The sequence below is a fragment of the Caballeronia sp. GAWG2-1 genome (genome assembly GCF_023631405.1).
Lineage (GTDB): Bacteria > Pseudomonadota > Gammaproteobacteria > Burkholderiales > Burkholderiaceae > Caballeronia.
On record NZ_JALQDD010000007.1, the window covers coordinates 167,135 to 184,242 of the forward strand.

Here is a 17,108-nt window from a genome sequence, read left to right on the forward strand (position 1 = left end):
TTGTTTGACGGATCATCCGCACACCCATGACCATCTAATAAACTGGAGTAGTTTCATGCCGAAGATGAAGACCAAGAAGAGTGCTGCAAAGCGCTTCGTGGTGCGTCCGGGCGGTACCGTCAAGCGCGGTCAGGCCTTCAAGCGCCACATTCTTACCAAGAAAACCACCAAGAACAAACGCCATTTGCGTGGCACGACGGCCGTTCATGAGTCAAATCTGAACTCCGTCCGCGCAATGTTGCCGTTCGCTTAACCCTTAACCGACACTCATAGGAGCGCAACATGCCTCGAGTAAAACGTGGGGTTACCGCACGGGCCCGTCACAAGAAGATCATCCGTCTGGCCAAGGGTTACCGCGGCCGTCGCAATAACGTCTATCGCATCGCCAAGCAAGCGGTCATGCGCGCAGGGCAATACGCCTATCGCGATCGCCGCAACAAGAAGCGTGTGTTCCGCGCATTGTGGATCACGCGTATCAACGCGGCGGTGCGTCAGCACGACATGACGTACAGCGTGTTCATCAACGGCCTGAAGAAGGCTTCGATCGAACTCGACCGTAAGGTGCTGGCCGACATGGCTGTGTTCGACAAGGCTGCTTTTGCTGCGATCGTGAATCAGGTGAAAGCCGCCGTTGCAGCCTAATTGCGAAATTAGTACTGCGTGGTTCGCCTGAGCGTCGTCCGGTTGTTCGGGTGGCGCAAAGGTAGAAAACGGGGCTCTCACCGAGCCCCGTTTTTGTTGGTCGGACGGTTTTGCTTATCGCATGTGAGGCGTACGAACCAATCGTGCGCATAAGCCAAACCGTAATTCAGTTAGAACTTCGACGTTGAAAAGATGGGATCAATGGATCTGGACCAGATTGTCGCCGACGCAAAAAGCGCCTTTGAAGAAGCCTCCGACGCCGCCGCGCTCGAAAACGCGAAGGCCCGCTTTCTCGGCAAATCCGGCGCGCTGACCGAACTGCTGAAGGGTCTCGGCAAGCTCGATCCGGAGGCAAAGAAGACCGAAGGCGCGCGGATCAACGTGGCCAAGCAGCAAGTCGAAGCGGCGCTCAACGCGCGTCGTCAGGCGCTGGCCGACGCGCTCCTCAACCAGCGGCTCGCTGCCGAAGCTATCGACGTTACCTTGCCCGGACGCGGCGCGAGCACGGGCACGCTGCATCCGGTCATGCGCACGTGGGAGCGCGTGGAGCGCATCTTCGGCACGATCGGCTTCGATGTCGCGGACGGTCCCGAGATCGAAACCGACTGGTACAACTTCACGGCGCTCAATAGCCCTGAGAACCATCCGGCGCGCTCGATGCAGGACACCTTCTACGTCGATGGTAAAGATGCCGAAGGCCGCCCGCTGTTGCTGCGCACGCACACGAGCCCGATGCAAGTGCGCTACGCGCGCATGAACAAGCCGCCGATCAAGGTGATCGTGCCGGGCCGCACGTATCGCGTGGACAGCGACGCCACGCATTCGCCCATGTTCAACCAGGTCGAAGGCCTGTGGATCGAAGAGAACATCAGCTTTGCGGACCTGAAGGGCGTCTATACCGATTTCCTCAAGAAGTTTTTCGAGCGCGACGACATTCTCGTGCGCTTCCGCCCGTCGTATTTTCCGTTCACGGAGCCGTCGGCCGAGATCGACATGATGTTCGAACACGGCAAGAACGCGGGCAAGTGGCTGGAAATCTCCGGCTCGGGTCAAGTACATCCGACCGTCATCCGCAACATGGGCCTCGACCCGGAGCGCTATATCGGTTTTGCGTTCGGTAGCGGCCTTGAGCGTCTCGCCATGCTGCGTTACGGCGTGCAGGACTTGCGTCTGTTCTTCGAGAACGACCTGCGTTTTCTGCGCCAGTTCGCTTAAACGCCGCACGGCCCGCGGAGCCCGGTTTGGCAACAGCAACCGGGCGAGAGACACCACCTCATTCGAACGTAGACACACATGCAATTCCCAGAATCCTGGCTCCGAAGCTTCGTCGATCCCGCACTCACGACCGACGAACTTGCGCACGCACTCACGATGGCCGGTCTCGAAGTCGAAGACCTGCGGCCGGTCGCGCCGCCGACCAAGAAGATCGTCGTCGGACAAGTGCTGGAAGTGGCGAAGCATCCGGACGCCGACAAGCTCAACGTCTGTCAGGTCGATGCCGGCACGGGCGAGCAGTTGAACATCGTGTGCGGCGCGCCGAACGTCACGCCCGGCATCAAGGTGCCAGTCGCGCTGGTCGGCGCGGAGTTGCCGCCTGCCGAAGCCGGTGGCGCGCCTTTCGCAATCAAGCTCTCGAAGCTGCGCGGTGTCGAAAGCCAGGGCATGCTGTGCTCGGCGCGCGAACTGAAGCTCTCGGAAGACCATAGCGGCTTGCTGATCCTTCCGGCCGATACGCCAATCGGACAAGACATTCGCGAAGCGCTCAATCTCGACGACACCGTCTTCGAGATCAAGCTCACGCCGAACAAGGCGGACTGCCTTTCGGTTTTTGGCGTCGCGCGCGAAACCGCCGCGATCACGGGCGCGACGTTGAAGTCGCTCGACATGCGGCCGGTCGAGGTCAAGCTCGACGAGAAGCTGCCAGTGAAGATCCTCGCGCCGGATCTGTGCGGCCGCTTTTCAGGTCGCGTGATTCGCGGTGTGAACGCGCGCGCGAAGACGCCGCAATGGATGGTCGAGCGCCTCGAACGCGCCGGTCAACGCAGCATCTCGGCGCTCGTCGATATCTCGAATTTCGTGATGCTTGAACTCGGCCGTCCCTCGCACGTGTTCGATCTCGACAAGATTCACGGCGGTATCGAAGTGCGTTGGGGCAAGAAGGGCGAATCGCTCAAGCTGCTCAACGGCAACACTGTCGAACTGGATGAAACCGTCGGCGTGATCGCGGACGGCGCGCAGGTCGAAAGCCTCGCGGGCATCATGGGCGGCGACAGCACGGCTGTCACGCTCGATACCACCAACATCTATCTCGAAGCCGCCTTCTGGTGGCCGGACGCCATTCGCGGCCGTGCGCGCAAATACAACTTCTCGACGGACGCCGCGCATCGCTTCGAACGCGGGGTCGATTACTCGACCACTGTCGAGCATATCGAACGCATTTCGCAACTGATCCTCGACATCTGCGGCGGCGAAGCCGGCCCGGTGGACGATCAGACCGTCAACGTGCCCGAGCGTCATCCGGTGACCATGCGCGTGTCGCGCGCGCACCGCATTATCGGCGTGGACATTAGCGTGGACGAGATCGCACAGATTTTCACGCGTCTGAATCTCGCTTTCGAGCGCGACGGCGATACCTTCAGCGTGACGCCGCCGGCTTATCGCTTCGATATCGAGATCGAGGAAGATCTGATCGAGGAAGTCGCGCGTATCTACGGTTTCGAGAAAATTCCCGCGCGCCCGCCGGTTGCTGCCAGCGAAATGCGGCGCACGAACGAAACGAAGCGCTCGATTCACACATTGCGTCATGCCGTGGCCGCGCGCGACTATTCGGAGACCGTGAACTTCAGTTTCGTCGATGCCGACTGGGAGAAGGATTTCGCCGGCAACGACAATCCGGTGAAGCTCATCAATCCGATCGCGAGTCAGCTTTCGGTCATGCGCACGACGCTGTTCGGCAGTCTGATCGACGTACTGCGCTACAACCTGAACCGACGCGCGGACCGTATTCGCGTGTTCGAAGCAGGGCGTGTGTTTCTGCGCGATGCATCGGTCACGGCGGGCGAATTGGCTGTCGAAGGTTTCGCGCAACCGAAGATGATCGGCGGTCTCGCCTACGGTCCCGCGCTCGACGAGCAATGGGGCGCGCCGTCGCGCAGCGTCGACTTCTTCGACGTGAAGAGCGACGTCGAAGCGCTGTTCGCTCCCGTCGTACCGCGCTTCGTGAAGGCGGAGCATCCGGCGCTGCATCCGGGACGCAGCGCGCGTGTTGAAGTGGCGGGCCGGGCGGTGGGCTGGATCGGCGAACTGCATCCGCGCTGGCAGCAAAAGTACGACCTGCCGCATGCGCCGATCCTCTTCGAAATCGAAGCGGACGCGTTGATGGATCGCGCGCTGCCGGCGCCTTCGGAAGTGCCGAAATTCCCGCCCGTGCGGCGTGATATCGCCGTCGTCGTGGATCAGAAAGTACCGCTCCAGGCGTTGCTCGACGAGCTTGAAAATGCCCGTTCCGAACCTGCCTGCAAGCACGTCACAAGGGTTGCGCTTTTCGACGAATTTCGTCCAAAATCAAATACTTCCGGTGGGTTGGCGGAGCACGAGAAAAGTCTTGCCTTCCGTGTTACGTTGCAAGATACTGGCGGCACGCTTCAGGATGAAACGGTCGATACGGCCATCAAAACGCTGGTGGATCGCCTGGCTCGAGTACACGGCGCGCGGTTGCGCGGATAGCCTGCGGTTGGGCATGTAGTTGGCCTGCAGTTGGCTTAGTCCGTCTTCATCGTCGTCCGCCGTTTTACCGATATGAACCAAATGAACTCGAGTGATTTCGAAGCCCTTCTTTCGGCGCAGCGTAGCGCCATGACCCGAGATATCCCGACTTCGGGCGCCGTGTCCAATGACACGCCCACGCTCACGAAAGCCGAACTGGCCGAGATGCTGTTCGACCACGTCGGCTTGAACAAGCGCGAAGCGAAAGACATGGTCGAAGCCTTCTTCGAAGTCATTCGCGACGCGCTCGAAAGCGGCGATAGCGTCAAACTCTCCGGCTTCGGCAACTTCCAGTTGCGCGACAAGCCGCAGCGTCCGGGACGCAATCCGAAGACTGGCGAAGCCATTCCTATCGCGGCACGGCGGGTCGTCACATTTCATGCAAGTCAGAAGTTGAAGGCGCTGGTGGAAACGGGAGCGGAGTCAGGTCTCACACGTTGAATTCGCTCATGCGCTGAACATCGCGCGAATCGCTTTTGCTTGCCGTGCTTCATCGACATCACTCACCAAGATGGTTGATCGACGATGGAAAAAGTCGTCTTGCCTCCGATCCCGGCCAAGCGTTATTTCACGATTGGCGAAGTCAGCGAGCTGTGCGGTGTCAAGCCGCACGTTCTGCGCTATTGGGAGCAGGAGTTTACGCAGCTGAGGCCGGTCAAGCGGCGCGGCAATCGGCGCTACTATCAGCATCATGAAGTGCTGCTGATCCGGCGGATTCGCGAACTGCTATACGAGCAGGGATTCACCATCAACGGCGCGCGTAATCGGCTTGATTCGCAAGGCCGCCCGATCAGCGATGACGCCGAAGCCGAAGATATCGAGGGCGTAGCGGCTGCGCCTTCAGCGGGCGTCGATGTCGATCAGTTGCGCAAGGAGATCACGCAGGTGATCGATTTGCTCGGTGGCTGAATGCCGCTTGTCTTGTAGAAATGACCAATGCCGCAATGGACTCGCGGCATTTTTTTGGTCTGTGTGCATTGCGTTCCGAGTGCGACTGCGCGAGGAACATGGGCTGTATCGTGCCGGTCTACCCACGCAATGGCGAATCACAAAGCATGGGTTGAATCTATCAGCCGACGGTCAAGTTCGCGCTTGGAGCCTCTACACCAACCGACCAGTACACAAGGCTCGGCCCCATACCCATAGGCGGATAGATACGCCAGTCATCAGGTCCGTGATGGAAGAAGTACAGCGCAAAGCGCCCGCCATTCTTGTATGCGCTCACACATACATAACGGCTCCCGCCCAGATAGATGCGGCCGAACCGTGTAACGCGCGCGGATGACACCGAAACGAACCATCTTGCGACTTCGAGACGCAAGCTGGAAGTTCGGGATGACAGCGGTTGCCTTTGAACGACAGGCGCGAGAGCAAGCGAAGGCATCAGGCGGCGTTCCTTATACGTCACTTTAAGATTAGAGCTTAAGGGCCTGAGTTACAAGTGGTTTTTGTGCCTTTTAAGTCTGAGTAAAAGCGGGCAATGCTTTAGGGAGACGATACTTTCTCGTTTCTGATCTGCAGTGAAAACCGACGAATCCAAGCGCTTCGGAACAAACTCCAGACGGTTTCGGCGAGCATACCGCAAACGTTTGCTTTGCGAACTACTTTTCAGCGTGCAGAGTCATGCGCAATTGAGAAAAGCAGCGATTAGCTTTCACGTGCTGTGAAGCAAGCGGTGCCATACCGCTTCGGAAAGTTTGATTAGGGCGACACTATTGTCAAATGCGTCGACTGTTCTTCGTTATCCATACGCCGCAGAAATCGCGATGCATCGACCGGACAAAATAGCGCTTCTGTGCGGACTAACGGCGGAATAGTCCGTCGAGCTTCTACCCGCTGGTTCGGTGCCTTGCTTTTTTTATGCGGTGAGCGGGTCGTTGAGCGTCGCGTCAAAATCGCGTTAAGGCAGGCACGGCCAATCATCGCGAACGCCGCGAGTTCAGTGTTTTTTGCATTGCATGCAGCGCGCAAACCTATCTGAACGTTTTAGCGCGCCCATTTTCGCGTATGAACTTCGGCGTGGCGACTGCCGCCCATTTTTCTGCACACGTGCGGGAGAGCATGGTCAGAAGAGGATAAGCAACTCTCGGATTTCGCACGACGAGTCGGCCCATCTCGAGCAGCACGGCAATTCTCTGGCGGCGATGCATTCGTAAAGTCCAGGATGTGCGACGGTGGTCCCTGTCCGACGGTCGATTGACAAAGGACGGTATTCGCGGAGCAAGAGGCATCATCACTACAGGCGCCTGGCGCCGAGTGACCATTGCATTACGACAACGCTTGCAATCGCTAGATCAGCTCTGTTGAGCAAGACGGCACTGTCGACTGACCACCTGATGTGCGGCGTCGATAGCTTCCAGGAACTGTTGCATGCCTGCCTGACGTGCCTCGCCATTGGCGATGAATTGCAAGGCTTCAAGAGCATCCACTTGCAGCAGATGGCCGGACGTGTTTGCCAGGTCTTTGATTTCAGCGTGCTTGCGTTCTAGTTCCTCAAGCACGGCCTTGGGCCAAGGCCGTTCAGGATCAGTCTGATACATGACTCGGAACACAACGCCCGAAAGCTCGGCGAGCGTTCCGAGCACTTCACGATAGACATGTGCGAGTGCATCCGCTGTCACCTCCGGCTTCTTGTCTCGACGCCCGAGATAGTGGAGGCTGGCGGTGGCACCGCGGACGACAACTGAGAGAATGGCTGACACGGCACGCCCCGATTTTTTATTTAATGATCATGATCGGAATATGAGGCAGTCTGGTTAGAAGTTGAGTGCGCCACTTAACGAAACGCCGCAATCAGCGTCAGGTCTGTCGAAAGTTTGGCGTGATTTGCATGACACTCGCGTGCCTCGCAGTCTTTTAGGTGGCGATCAAGGTGCAACGGCAAACACTGCGTGTGCCTAACAATCGTGGCCGCTCGAACTGATCCGATGATTTGTCGATAGATTGCGCGAAGAAGCGGTTGTCCGCATCGAAGCATGGGTCAAATGATTTTTGGCATTAGGATCTGCTCGGCGATAACGGGCAAGGCGTTTCCGCACAAGAGAGTACAGCTAGGATCGGCAAAGCGTCGATGCCGCAAGCGGAGCCGGTATCGGACACGCCTACAGGAGTTTGTAGAGAGGACAGTGCGGCTTCATCACCCGTGGTCCTTTAGAGACGCATTCCTCATCGTTGAACGAGAAGCGAATGAACAAGACGCCAAACGAATTCGCCATCCCTCAAACCGAATTCTCAAACAGCATCAGAAAATCATTTATATCTGTGCTCTTCATCAAGAGCGGATTCAACGTCTCCGGATTGTGTTCCCACCAACGTGAGTCGAGTAATCGGGCTATCACGTCTGGCTCGAAGCGATAACGCAGAACGCGCTGCGGATTACCGACGACTATCGCGTAAGCAGGAACATCTTTGCTGATCGTGGCGCCCGCCCCGATGATCGCTCCGGTGTGGATCGTAACGCCTGAAAGGATGGTGGTGTTTGCGCCGACCCAGACATCGTTGCCAATGACGACGTCTCCCTTCCATCTATTGGAAGCATTTATTTGATGCAGCGTCGTGTTCGTAGACAACGAAAGCTTCGGATGCTCGCCGCCTAACACGAATGTTGCTCCCTGAGCAATTGAGCAAAGACTACGAACGCAGCGACTTGCTGATCTTCCGTCGCCCAACACAACGACTAGCCTTAAAGTTCGGAGGCCCGGGCCAGTGCAAGCGTGTCGATGTACTCGCGGATGCTCGCGACCTTGCCATTGCGAACGGTGATGGCAAAGATCCAGTGGTCTTCGAAGGTCTTGTTCGTGGCTTTGATTCTGCCCGTCGCGAAGCCGACGACCAGAACCCGGTCACCCTGAGCAACGAATTCGGGCGGGGCGGGGTAGGACGTATCCACCATCTCGGAAGCCTTCTGCAACAGGTTCGCCAAGTCCGCGTGTCCACGGTGGGTGCCGGCCAGCGCCCACTCGCCCGGAACGATCCACTCGATGTCTTCTGCGGAAATGGCCAGCAAAGCTTGCTTATCGCCGCTGCCCAGCGCGGCAAAGAAATCCTTCACGACCTGGACGTTCGCTCGTGTGCTCATCGGTATCTCTCCATGTTTGTGACACAAGCCCGCAACTGGAACAGGTCGCGCTTTTACGTCGGACGGCCGCTGCTCGATCGATGTGCCGCGCGTTTTGCAGTCCAACACGCGGCACTTAGGACCCACGCTTTCCGCCGTCGACCGACAAGCCCACTGAAGGGGCACTGCGAACGACGTTAGCCAGAGCCGCCACAACACATCAAAGTTGCGCCAAGCCGCCGTCGACGGCCACCTCGCTGGCGGTCATGAAGCTGCTGTCCGACGACGCGAGAAAGGCAGCCACCGCTCCGATCTCGGCCGGATCGGCCATGCGCTGAAGCGGAGTCATCGAGGCGAAAATCTTCTGGCCTTCCTCGCCCAGCGCTTCCTTCGCGAGTTCGGTTGCCGTCGCCCCGGGTGACAACACGTTCACACGGATGCCGGTGCCTTTCAGGTCCTCCGCCCACGTTCGCGCGAGGTTGCGCACGGCCGCCTTGCTCGCGCTGTAGGCGCTCATTCCAGGAGCGCCCGTAGTGCCGGCGCTCGATCCGGTCAGGATGATAGAACCGCCATCGCGCATCAGCGGCAACGCCTTCTGGACCGTGAAGATCGAACCCTTCACATTGGTGTCGAAGGCTTCGTCGATGTGCTCGGCGGTGATCTTGCCGAGCGCTAGCTGGCTTCCCGCGCCGGCATTCGCAAAGACGATATCGAGGGTCCCGCGCTCGTCCTTCACCGCAGCATAAAGTCGGTCGAGGTCGGCCTCATCCGAGACCGAGCCCTTTACCGCGCGGGCATTGGGCCCGAGGTCGGCCACGGCATCGTCGAGTGCGTCTTGCCGACGGCCGAAGATGAAGACGAAAGCGCCTTCCTCGATGAAGCGCTTTGCTGCCGCGCGGCCAATGCCCGTGGCGCCACCGGTGATGACAGCCGTCTTTCCGTTAAGTCTGGTCATGTCGTGCATCCTTCTTTCAAGTTGTACGGAAGCAGGAATTGCTTGCTTGAAACAAGTATGCAGTTGGACTAACCTAAGAACAAGTATGCACCTTTTGGTAAGCACGAAAATGACCGACTGTTCTCCGACCTGCGGTGGCCGCTACTCTTACGGGCTAGCCGCGACCCTCAGCATCATCGCGGGCAAATGGAAGCCACTGATCTTGTACTTCCTGCTCGACGGCCCGAAGCGCTATGGCGAACTCAAGCGCAATGTCCACGGCGTCAGCGCCAAGGTGCTGATCCAGCAATTGAAGGAACTCGAAGCCGATCGCGTTCTCGCGCGGACCGACTATCAGGAGGTGCCACCGCGCGTGGACTACACGCTGACGCCGCTCGGTCGAAGCCTGGCCGACAAGATCGTCCCGCTGTGCACTTGGGGAACCGAGAATATGGCCGAAATGGTGAACATGCTCGCTGAGCGCGACAGGTTGAAATAGAAGACAGCCGACATCCACGTTTAACGCGCTATCAAAACGTGCCCGCGCTGTTTTCGCCACTCAAAGAGCAGGGAAGTAGTGGCCATTGTCGAGGTCCTCGATCAGGCCGGGCTGGGCAGGCTTCCAGTCGAGAGCCTGGCGCGTGATGAGATTGGACGCCGGAAGGTCCAGCGTGACCAGGTTTGTCAGGAAGCCAAAGTATCCCGGCAGCATCAGCACGTCGATGGGAATGCTCACGGCCGGCAGGCCCAGGCGGCTGCCGATGGCCTCGGCGATCTCGCGCAAAGCGATGCCCTCGCCCTCGATGCCGTGCCAACTTTTGCCAGCCGGACCTTTCTCCAGCGCGAGACGGAACAAGGTGGCGAGGTCGCGGCCATGCACGGCCGGCCACAAGTTTGCGCCGTCTCCCGGATAACCGATGACGCCCTTGTCCTTTGCGAGCGCAATCAGCAACGGGAGGAAGCCGGCATCGCTCGTGCTGTGCGCGATGGGAGGAATCCGCACGACCGAAGACCGCACGCCCCGCTGCGCGAGTGCGATCACGGCGAGCTCCACGACGTTACGAACTCGCAGCGTTCCTTTGTATGCATCGCCGGCCGGAAGGGCAGGGTCGTCCTCGCTGACGGGCCGGCCGAGGCTTTCCCATCCGGGTGAGCCGATGCTCGCCGACACGACCAGCGGCTTGCCGGTTCCGGCCAGTGCGTCGCCATACGCGAGCATGATCTTGAGTTCCGCGGCGGCCACGGCATCGAGCCCGCCAGAGGGAAGCAGGTCTTGTCTATGCGCGACATGGATGACACCGTCTGACTCCGACGCCGCGGCCTTCAGTTCACTAAGATCGGATATATCGCCGCGACGCACCTTTGCGCCGAGCGCGGACACCGCCGCCGCTGATTTGTCCGACCTGGCGAGGCCGGTTACCTCATGGCCGGCGGCAATGAGCTCGGGAATGATGTACGAACCGATATGGCCGGTTCCGCCCGTGACGAAAACGTGCATGTTATTGCTCCCTCCAGAAGATGTGATGCGAGATGTCGTGGCACCGATGCAATCAGCCGAGCAGGCTGACGCCGATTGAGAAGTTGGCGTGCTTGACGGAGTGAGTGAGGAGTCCCAGCGACAGCAGGCTGACGTGCTCCAGCGTCTTCGCCATGAGCAGCGGCCCGGTATCCATCGGGCGCAGTCCGAGGCTCGCGACGAATGCCGAGACGCGTGCTTTCGCCTGTGCGTCGTCCCCGGCGATGAACACGTCCAACAGGCGGCCCTCTACTGGATCGGCAGCCAGGACGTGAGAAAACAGGGTGTTGAACGCCTTGACGATTTTCGCGTCGGTAGGCGCGGCCTTGGCGATCTCCCGCGCGCCGAAGCTGTCGCCCGGAGTCACGAAGCTCACGTGATCGGAGGCGATGGGATTGGTGATGTCCACGAGAACCTTGCCTGCAAGCTCGTTCCCGTATTGCTTCACCACGTCGAGAACGGCTGGGTAGGGAAGCGCCAGGATGACCATGTCCCCGGCCGGGGCGACGCCGAACGTTCCTGTCGTCGCGTTGGCTCCAAACTCTTCGGCAAGCGCCCGCGCCTTGGTAGCGTCGCGACTCATTACCTCGACTATGTGACCCGCATTGGCGGCAAGGCCGCCGATCGCTGCGGCCATGCCGCCTGTGCCAATGATGCTGATCGTGCTCATGCAGTCTCCTGGTGAGTTGGGTGGTGCTCGTAACCACTGGCAACCATCCTATTCACATAACTTGCAAAAAACAAGTAAACGAGGAAATTTACTTGCTTCATGCAAGCGATGTTAATATTCGGCCATGAAGACGACATCCAAAGAAGACCTTCGATCCCATTGCGCGGTGAACTACGGCGTGGAGATCTTTGGCGACCGGTGGTCGCTCTTGATCATTCGCGACATCGTCTTTGTTGGCAAGAAGACGTATGGCGAGTTTCTGAGATCGGAAGAGGGAATCGCGACCAATGTCCTTGCGTCCCGCCTTGCGTTTCTTGAGGAACAAGGAATTCTCTCGAGGGCGCCCAGCCCCGACGATGGGCGCCGTGACTTCTACACGCTGACCGAGAAGGGCTTGGACCTCATCCCTGTCGTGCTCAACATCGTCCTATGGAGCGCGAAGTACGATTCAAAGTCGTACGTTCGGCGAAGTAAGGCTTTCATTGCCCGATTAAGACAAAGCCCCCTGCTGGTGAGCGAAGAGGTGAAGACGCTGGTTCGGAATGGCGGATGTATGTTTCCGGAGAGCAAGGAATAGACAGGACGGCAGGCATACCGTGCTACGTCCATAAACGATCCGCGCATGGCTAGCCGAGAGGTGCGGCGAATAGCGGCCCGATGTCGAGAACGGTTCTGAAGACCGTGACTGAGGTTCAGTGGCCTGAGCGGGCGAAAAGTCGCGCCGACTTCAGCTCCATTTCGTACGCGGTCTAAGACATTCGGGCGAAAGCGATAACGGATGCAGAGAAAGCGCGACCACTACATCGACGCCCTTCAGTCCGCCGTAGCACACGCCACGCGCGCGCAAGACGAGATGACGATTCAGCCGCGCAGGAGTTTCATCTTGACTGTACGCAATGCGCTTCGGCGGCGTTCATTTGGAAGCCGTCAGAATCGCTTCTTCCGCCATGGGCATACAAATGAGAAAACCCGCGTAATCGAAAGATTACGCGGGCTTAATTTGGTCGGGGCGAGAGGATTTGAACCTCCGACCACCTGCACCCCATGCAGGTACGCTACCAGGCTGCGCTACGCCCCGAAAGAGCGAAAGTATATCAGAGCGAAACGAATAGTAGAACTGCTTCGACGAAATTCGTGTTCGGACTCGTCGAATCTACTCGAAAATGCTCACAGCCTGAGTTCAGACTGCGTGTAAGGGGAAGTCTTGATCGAAACAGGGGCGTCATTGTTACGCAGCGTCGGCACGCGCCGCTTGCGCGCAAGCGCTGCGCGCTGACGCTTGCGAAAGCGCTGTGCCAACAACGCCGACACGACACAAGGAATCAGGTAACTCAGCACGCGTTCGCTCCACTTGCTCCGCGTCGCGATGCTTTCATACTGCGTGTGATCATGAAAACTCGCGGACGCAAAGACCATCGTCAGTACGAAGTCGAGAGCCATTGCCAGAAAGCAGAAGATGAAGAACACGAGTGCGCCATTCCACAGCAGCTTGCCGTGACTTGCGTTGATCGTGCGGCAGACGAACATCACCGCGCACAGAAGCAAGAGGTTGAACAACAAGGGGAGCCAGGGAAAGAAGTCCATGTGCGCTATGCCAATGATGATGCGTGAAAGAGCCAACCTCCCCAGCGGCGATCGTCACAATCCGTGATAACCAGATCGTGGAAGGCCAAACCGGGAATTGGGCGCGATATTCACACACGGCAAGCAGCGCTTGAATACGAGTATTCTTAATCTACGACTAATCCGAATTCTGTCGTGATTCGGTCTTCCTTGGTTCTTGATCGTTCAGCGAGTCCGACAAGAAATCGATGAAGGTTCTGACCTTCGTCGTCATGTACTTGCGGCTCGTGTACACCGCATACACCGACGGCGCGAACGCTTCGTAGCCCGGCAGCACGCGCAGCAAGTTGCCCGCGCCCAGTTCGGGATCGACGATCCACGCCGGCAGATACGCCAGGCCCATCCCGGCGCGCACGAGCTGGAGCGCCATCGACGTATCGTTGGTCTTCAGCACCGGCTGATTCCTGACCGTGAACGCGCCGTCCGCGCCCGTCAGCGTAACCGTCTCGATAGTGGTGTAAGTCGGCAGCACGACGCGATGCCGCGCCATGTCGTTGGGATGCCGCACCGGCCCATGCCGTTCGATATACGCAGGCGATGCCGCCAGCACGAACGGCATCCGGCACAACGGCCGTACGATGAGCGAGGGCGACGGCTCGGACGTCGCGCGCAAGGCCATGTCGTAGCCTTCCTCGACCAGATCGACGAAGCGGTTCTCAAGACGCAGATCGACGAGCACATCCGGATAACGCGCCTGATAAGCCACCAGCAAATCCGCGAACTTACGATTGGCGAACCAGCCCGGCGCGGTCACCTTGAGCACGCCATGCGGCTGCGCCGTCTGCGTGCCGACCGCGGCTTCTGCCGCGCGCAGGATGTCGAGCGCCTCGCTGCACTGTTCGTAATAAACGTTGCCGGCTTCGGTCAGGCTGAGATGCCGCGTCGTTCGATTCAGCAACCGCACGTTCAAATGGCGTTCGAGGTTGGCGACGTGTTTGCTCGTCATCGCGGTCGAGATGTCTAGCCGTTCGGCCGCCTTCACGAAACTCCCGGCTTCGACGACCTCGCGGAATACGCGAAGACTGGTGAGCGCATCCATCGATCATTTCCTCCGAGGAAACAAAACGCCAATGTTAGCCGGATTTATCTGCGGATGAGAGCCGCTTGGACGCAAGCCGGAGCGGGCGTCTTAGACATCGGCGCACGTCGGGGGAAAGCTGCCCGTCACTTCGGCCATTCGTCGAGTGCGTCGTTGAAGAGCGAGGCAACGACGCCGCGCAGCCAACTCGTGCGTGGATCGTTTTGAAACTTGCGATGCCAATGCTGCCGCAGATCGAACCTCGGCAGCGCGAGCGGCGGCTCGGCGAGCGTGATCGACGCGTGTTCGGCCACATAAGCGAAGCCGATCGCATGCGGCACCGTCGCGATGAGATCCGTATGCGACAAAATGAACGGCAAGCTCATGAAGTGCGGCGTTTCCAGCACGGCGCGGCGCCGCACGCGTTCCTTGTCGAGATGATTTTCGAGTATCTCCTGACTGCGTCCCTCGGCGCGCACGACCGCGTGGCCGCATGCGCAGAAGCGTTCGAGCGTGAGAGGCTCGCGCGCGAAGGGATGATCGCGCCGCATGAGACAGATGAACCGGTGCGAAAAGAGCCGCTGCTGGAAGAAGTTGTTGCCGCGCAGATCGGGAAAATAGCCGACCGCCAGATCGATCGAGCCGGCTTCGAGTCCGCGCTCGACATCGCCGTGTGAAGCCGACACAGACCGCAGATTCGCTTGCGGCGCCTCGGTTGCGAACGCCTGCAACAAGCGCGGCAAAAACACGATCTCGCCGACATCCGACAGCGCTATCGAGAACGTGTCGGTGCTCGATGAGGGATCGAAGTGCTGCGTATCGAGCAAACCGCGTTCGATCCGCCCGAGCGCCTCGCGCGCCGCCGGCACGAGCGCCAGGGCGCGCGGCGTCGGCTCCATGCCGCGCGAGGTCCGCACGAACAGCGGGTCGTTGAAATATTCGCGCAACCGTCCGAGCGCCGTCGACACGCGCGGCTGACTCACGCCGAGTCGCTCGGCGGCGCGGCTCACGTTGCGCGTCTCCTCTATCGCGACGAGGAACGGGATCAGATTCAGGTCGAGGTCGGTCATGCGGCCGTCGTTATCGTCCGGCGAAATAGTGCGTCATGCGGCATTCGCCTCGCGGATAGTGGAGTGTCTCGCGGATCATCCACGCCGCGCAACCATGTCCGACACGCGCTGCGCCGCTTCCTGCAGCGGCGTCAGGAACGACTTCACCATTTGCTTCGCGCTCTTGCGCTGCGCGTTGCCGGAGAGGTTCAGCGCGGCGATCACGCGGCCTTGCCGGTCGCGAATGGGCGCCGATAGCGAGATCAATCCTTCTTCCAGTTCTTGATCGACGATAGCCCAGCCCTGGCGCCGCACGAGCGCGATCGATTCCCTGAGCGCAGTCTTGTCGACGATGGTGTGCGGCGTGCGCGCGACGAGTTCGCTGGCATCGAGTGCTTCGTCGAGTTGCGCGTCGTCGAGCGCGGCGAAAAGCACGCGGCCCATCGACGTGCAGAAAGCGGGCAGACGGCTGCCGATCGACAGATTTTGCGTGATGATCTTGTGGGTCGGCACGCGCAGCACGTAGACGATCTCCGCGCCGTTCAACACCGCCGCCGAGCAGCTTTCGTGAACTTGCGCGACGAGTTCTTCCATGACCGGCTCGGCGAGATTCCAGAACGGCATCGACGTGAGATAGGCGAAGCCCAGGTCGAGAATCTTCGGTGTGAGCTGGAAGAGGCGGCCGTCGGCTTCGACATAACCGAGCGCCTGCAACGTAAGGAGAATGCGCCGCGCGCCCGCGCGCGTTAAGCCGGTCGCGGCGGCGACATCGGTGAGCGTCTGCGCCGGGCGGTTCGCGTCGAACGAGCGGATGACCGAGAGCCCGCGCGCGAACGATTGCACGTAGGCGTCGCCGGGACGCGCGGGGTTATCGGATGAATCCGCGTCGGCATTCGTTGGAGTGGACATATTGAAAGCGTGAAGACCCGTACAAACCCGCACTTCGCGCATGCTTCGTTGACACGACAAAGAACCGGGGACTAACATGCCGATGTTCGCTTAACGAATCCATGTTCGCATATCGAACATTTCGAAGCAAGCTTGTCGGCGCACAGGTAAACCCCGAGATGCGTTTGCTTCAAGCAGCCGCTGACACGCAAGTCGGTTCGACACAGGAGAAAGTACGGCAATGATCAACAAGATTTTCGACTCGCTCGCGTCGGCGGTGGCGGATGTGCAGGACGGCGCGACCATCATGATCGGCGGTTTCGGCACGGCGGGCATGCCCTCGGAACTGATCGACGCGCTCATCGAACAGGGCGCGCGCAATCTCACCATCGTCAACAACAACGCGGGCAATGGCGACACGGGTCTCGCCGCCTTGCTGAAGGCGAAGCGCGTCAGCAAGATCATCTGTTCGTTTCCGCGTCAGACCGACTCGCACGTCTTCGACGCGCTCTACCGCGCGGGCGAAATCGAACTCGAACTCGTGCCGCAGGGTAATCTCGCGGAGCGCATTCGAGCGGCGGGCGCGGGCATCGGCGGATTCTTCACGCCGACCGGCTACGGCACGAAGCTCGCCGAAGGCAAGGAAACCCGCGTGATCGACGGCAAGCACTACGTGCTCGAAGCGCCGCTACACGCCGACTTCGCGCTCGTGAAGGCCTATAAGGGCGACCGCTGGGGCAATCTGGTCTATCGTAAGACGGCGCGCAACTTCGGGCCGATCATGGCGAGCGCCGCGAAGACCGCCATCGTGCAGGTGTCGAAGGTCGTGCCGCTCGGCGAGCTTGACCCCGAGAACATCGTGACGCCGGGCATCTTCGTGCAACGTGTCGTCGAAGTGCCGCAGGCGGTGCATGCCGCCGAACTCGAAGCTGAACTTGCATCCTGA

The 17,108-nt window shown here is 59.6% G+C and carries 19 protein-coding genes and 1 tRNA gene; 9 read left to right on the plus strand and 11 right to left on the minus strand.

Annotated features, from left to right (window positions below):
• The first annotated feature begins 55 nt into the window (after positions 1-55).
• The 6 genes from rpmI to NCR98_RS05660 all read left to right on the plus strand — a co-directional run bounded on the left by rpmI (position 56) and on the right by NCR98_RS05660 (position 5,316).
• Positions 56-253: a 50S ribosomal protein L35 gene (gene rpmI, locus NCR98_RS05635; protein WP_244827700.1), complete on the plus strand. Its 198-nt coding sequence runs from the start codon at positions 56-58 to the stop codon at positions 251-253.
• Positions 254-282: 29 nt separating this feature from the next.
• The gene (gene rplT, locus NCR98_RS05640) at positions 283-642 is read left to right on the plus strand and encodes a 50S ribosomal protein L20 (protein WP_050454097.1); all 360 of its coding nucleotides are present in this window, start codon (positions 283-285) and stop codon (positions 640-642) included.
• A gap of 201 nt (positions 643-843) precedes the next feature.
• The gene (pheS, locus tag NCR98_RS05645; protein ID WP_244827701.1) at positions 844-1,857 is read left to right on the plus strand and encodes a phenylalanine--tRNA ligase subunit alpha; all 1,014 of its coding nucleotides are present in this window, start codon (positions 844-846) and stop codon (positions 1,855-1,857) included.
• A 78-nt stretch (positions 1,858-1,935) separates the two neighbouring features.
• The gene (gene pheT, locus NCR98_RS05650) at positions 1,936-4,368 is read left to right on the plus strand and encodes a phenylalanine--tRNA ligase subunit beta (RefSeq protein ID WP_250525717.1); all 2,433 of its coding nucleotides are present in this window, start codon (positions 1,936-1,938) and stop codon (positions 4,366-4,368) included.
• A 72-nt stretch (positions 4,369-4,440) separates the two neighbouring features.
• A complete protein-coding gene (locus NCR98_RS05655; protein WP_244827703.1) occupies positions 4,441-4,848 on the plus strand; it encodes an integration host factor subunit alpha in 408 nt (135 codons plus the stop codon).
• Between the two features lie 84 nt (positions 4,849-4,932).
• Positions 4,933-5,316 (plus strand): MerR family transcriptional regulator, encoded by a 384-nt coding sequence (locus NCR98_RS05660; RefSeq protein ID WP_244827704.1) that lies wholly within the window; start codon positions 4,933-4,935, stop codon positions 5,314-5,316.
• A 1,385-nt stretch (positions 5,317-6,701) separates the two neighbouring features.
• Here the strand turns inward: NCR98_RS05660 and NCR98_RS05665 are convergent.
• From NCR98_RS05665 to NCR98_RS05680, 4 genes are all read right to left on the minus strand, one after another.
• Positions 6,702-7,109 (minus strand): hypothetical protein, encoded by a 408-nt coding sequence (locus NCR98_RS05665; RefSeq protein ID WP_244827705.1) that lies wholly within the window; start codon positions 7,107-7,109, stop codon positions 6,702-6,704.
• 516 nt (positions 7,110-7,625) lie between these two features.
• Complete coding sequence (locus tag NCR98_RS05670; protein ID WP_250525718.1) at positions 7,626-8,006, minus strand: CatB-related O-acetyltransferase; 381 nt, start codon at positions 8,004-8,006, stop codon at positions 7,626-7,628.
• A gap of 83 nt (positions 8,007-8,089) precedes the next feature.
• Positions 8,090-8,485 (minus strand): nuclear transport factor 2 family protein, encoded by a 396-nt coding sequence (locus NCR98_RS05675; protein WP_250525719.1) that lies wholly within the window; start codon positions 8,483-8,485, stop codon positions 8,090-8,092.
• 199 nt (positions 8,486-8,684) lie between these two features.
• On the minus strand, positions 8,685-9,419 hold the full coding sequence (locus NCR98_RS05680; RefSeq protein WP_250492282.1) for an SDR family NAD(P)-dependent oxidoreductase: 735 nt from the start codon (positions 9,417-9,419) through the stop codon (positions 8,685-8,687).
• A gap of 109 nt (positions 9,420-9,528) precedes the next feature.
• Between NCR98_RS05680 and NCR98_RS05685 the strand changes: the two genes are divergently transcribed.
• On the plus strand, positions 9,529-9,897 hold the full coding sequence (locus NCR98_RS05685; protein ID WP_250525720.1) for a winged helix-turn-helix transcriptional regulator: 369 nt from the start codon (positions 9,529-9,531) through the stop codon (positions 9,895-9,897).
• A gap of 60 nt (positions 9,898-9,957) precedes the next feature.
• On the opposite strand, the gene NCR98_RS05690 is transcribed toward NCR98_RS05685, so the two are convergent.
• Positions 9,958-10,896 carry an SDR family oxidoreductase gene (locus NCR98_RS05690; RefSeq protein WP_250525721.1) on the minus strand — a complete coding sequence of 313 codons (939 nt, stop codon included), beginning with the start codon at positions 10,894-10,896 and terminating at the stop codon, positions 9,958-9,960.
• Positions 10,897-10,948: 52 nt separating this feature from the next.
• Positions 10,949-11,584 carry an NADPH-dependent F420 reductase gene (locus NCR98_RS05695; protein ID WP_250525722.1) on the minus strand — a complete coding sequence of 212 codons (636 nt, stop codon included), beginning with the start codon at positions 11,582-11,584 and terminating at the stop codon, positions 10,949-10,951.
• 124 nt (positions 11,585-11,708) lie between these two features.
• Here NCR98_RS05695 and NCR98_RS05700 point away from each other — a divergent pair, with 124 nt between their 5' ends.
• Positions 11,709-12,161 (plus strand): winged helix-turn-helix transcriptional regulator, encoded by a 453-nt coding sequence (locus NCR98_RS05700; RefSeq protein ID WP_244827711.1) that lies wholly within the window; start codon positions 11,709-11,711, stop codon positions 12,159-12,161.
• A gap of 424 nt (positions 12,162-12,585) precedes the next feature.
• Here NCR98_RS05700 and NCR98_RS05705 read toward each other — a convergent pair.
• The 5 genes from NCR98_RS05705 to NCR98_RS05725 all read right to left on the minus strand — a co-directional run bounded on the left by NCR98_RS05705 (position 12,586) and on the right by NCR98_RS05725 (position 16,183).
• Positions 12,586-12,662: transfer RNA gene (locus NCR98_RS05705), tRNA-Pro, on the minus strand.
• Between the two features lie 89 nt (positions 12,663-12,751).
• Positions 12,752-13,168 (minus strand): hypothetical protein, encoded by a 417-nt coding sequence (locus tag NCR98_RS05710; RefSeq protein WP_244827712.1) that lies wholly within the window; start codon positions 13,166-13,168, stop codon positions 12,752-12,754.
• Between the two features lie 157 nt (positions 13,169-13,325).
• Positions 13,326-14,246 carry a LysR family transcriptional regulator gene (locus tag NCR98_RS05715; RefSeq protein ID WP_250525723.1) on the minus strand — a complete coding sequence of 307 codons (921 nt, stop codon included), beginning with the start codon at positions 14,244-14,246 and terminating at the stop codon, positions 13,326-13,328.
• Between the two features lie 125 nt (positions 14,247-14,371).
• Positions 14,372-15,295, minus strand: coding sequence for a LysR family transcriptional regulator (locus tag NCR98_RS05720; protein WP_250525724.1), 924 nt, complete (start codon positions 15,293-15,295; stop codon positions 14,372-14,374).
• 75 nt (positions 15,296-15,370) lie between these two features.
• The gene (locus NCR98_RS05725) at positions 15,371-16,183 is read right to left on the minus strand and encodes an IclR family transcriptional regulator (protein WP_250492240.1); all 813 of its coding nucleotides are present in this window, start codon (positions 16,181-16,183) and stop codon (positions 15,371-15,373) included.
• Between the two features lie 220 nt (positions 16,184-16,403).
• Here NCR98_RS05725 and NCR98_RS05730 point away from each other — a divergent pair, with 220 nt between their 5' ends.
• On the plus strand, positions 16,404-17,108 hold the full coding sequence (locus NCR98_RS05730) for a 3-oxoacid CoA-transferase subunit A (protein WP_244827716.1): 705 nt from the start codon (positions 16,404-16,406) through the stop codon (positions 17,106-17,108).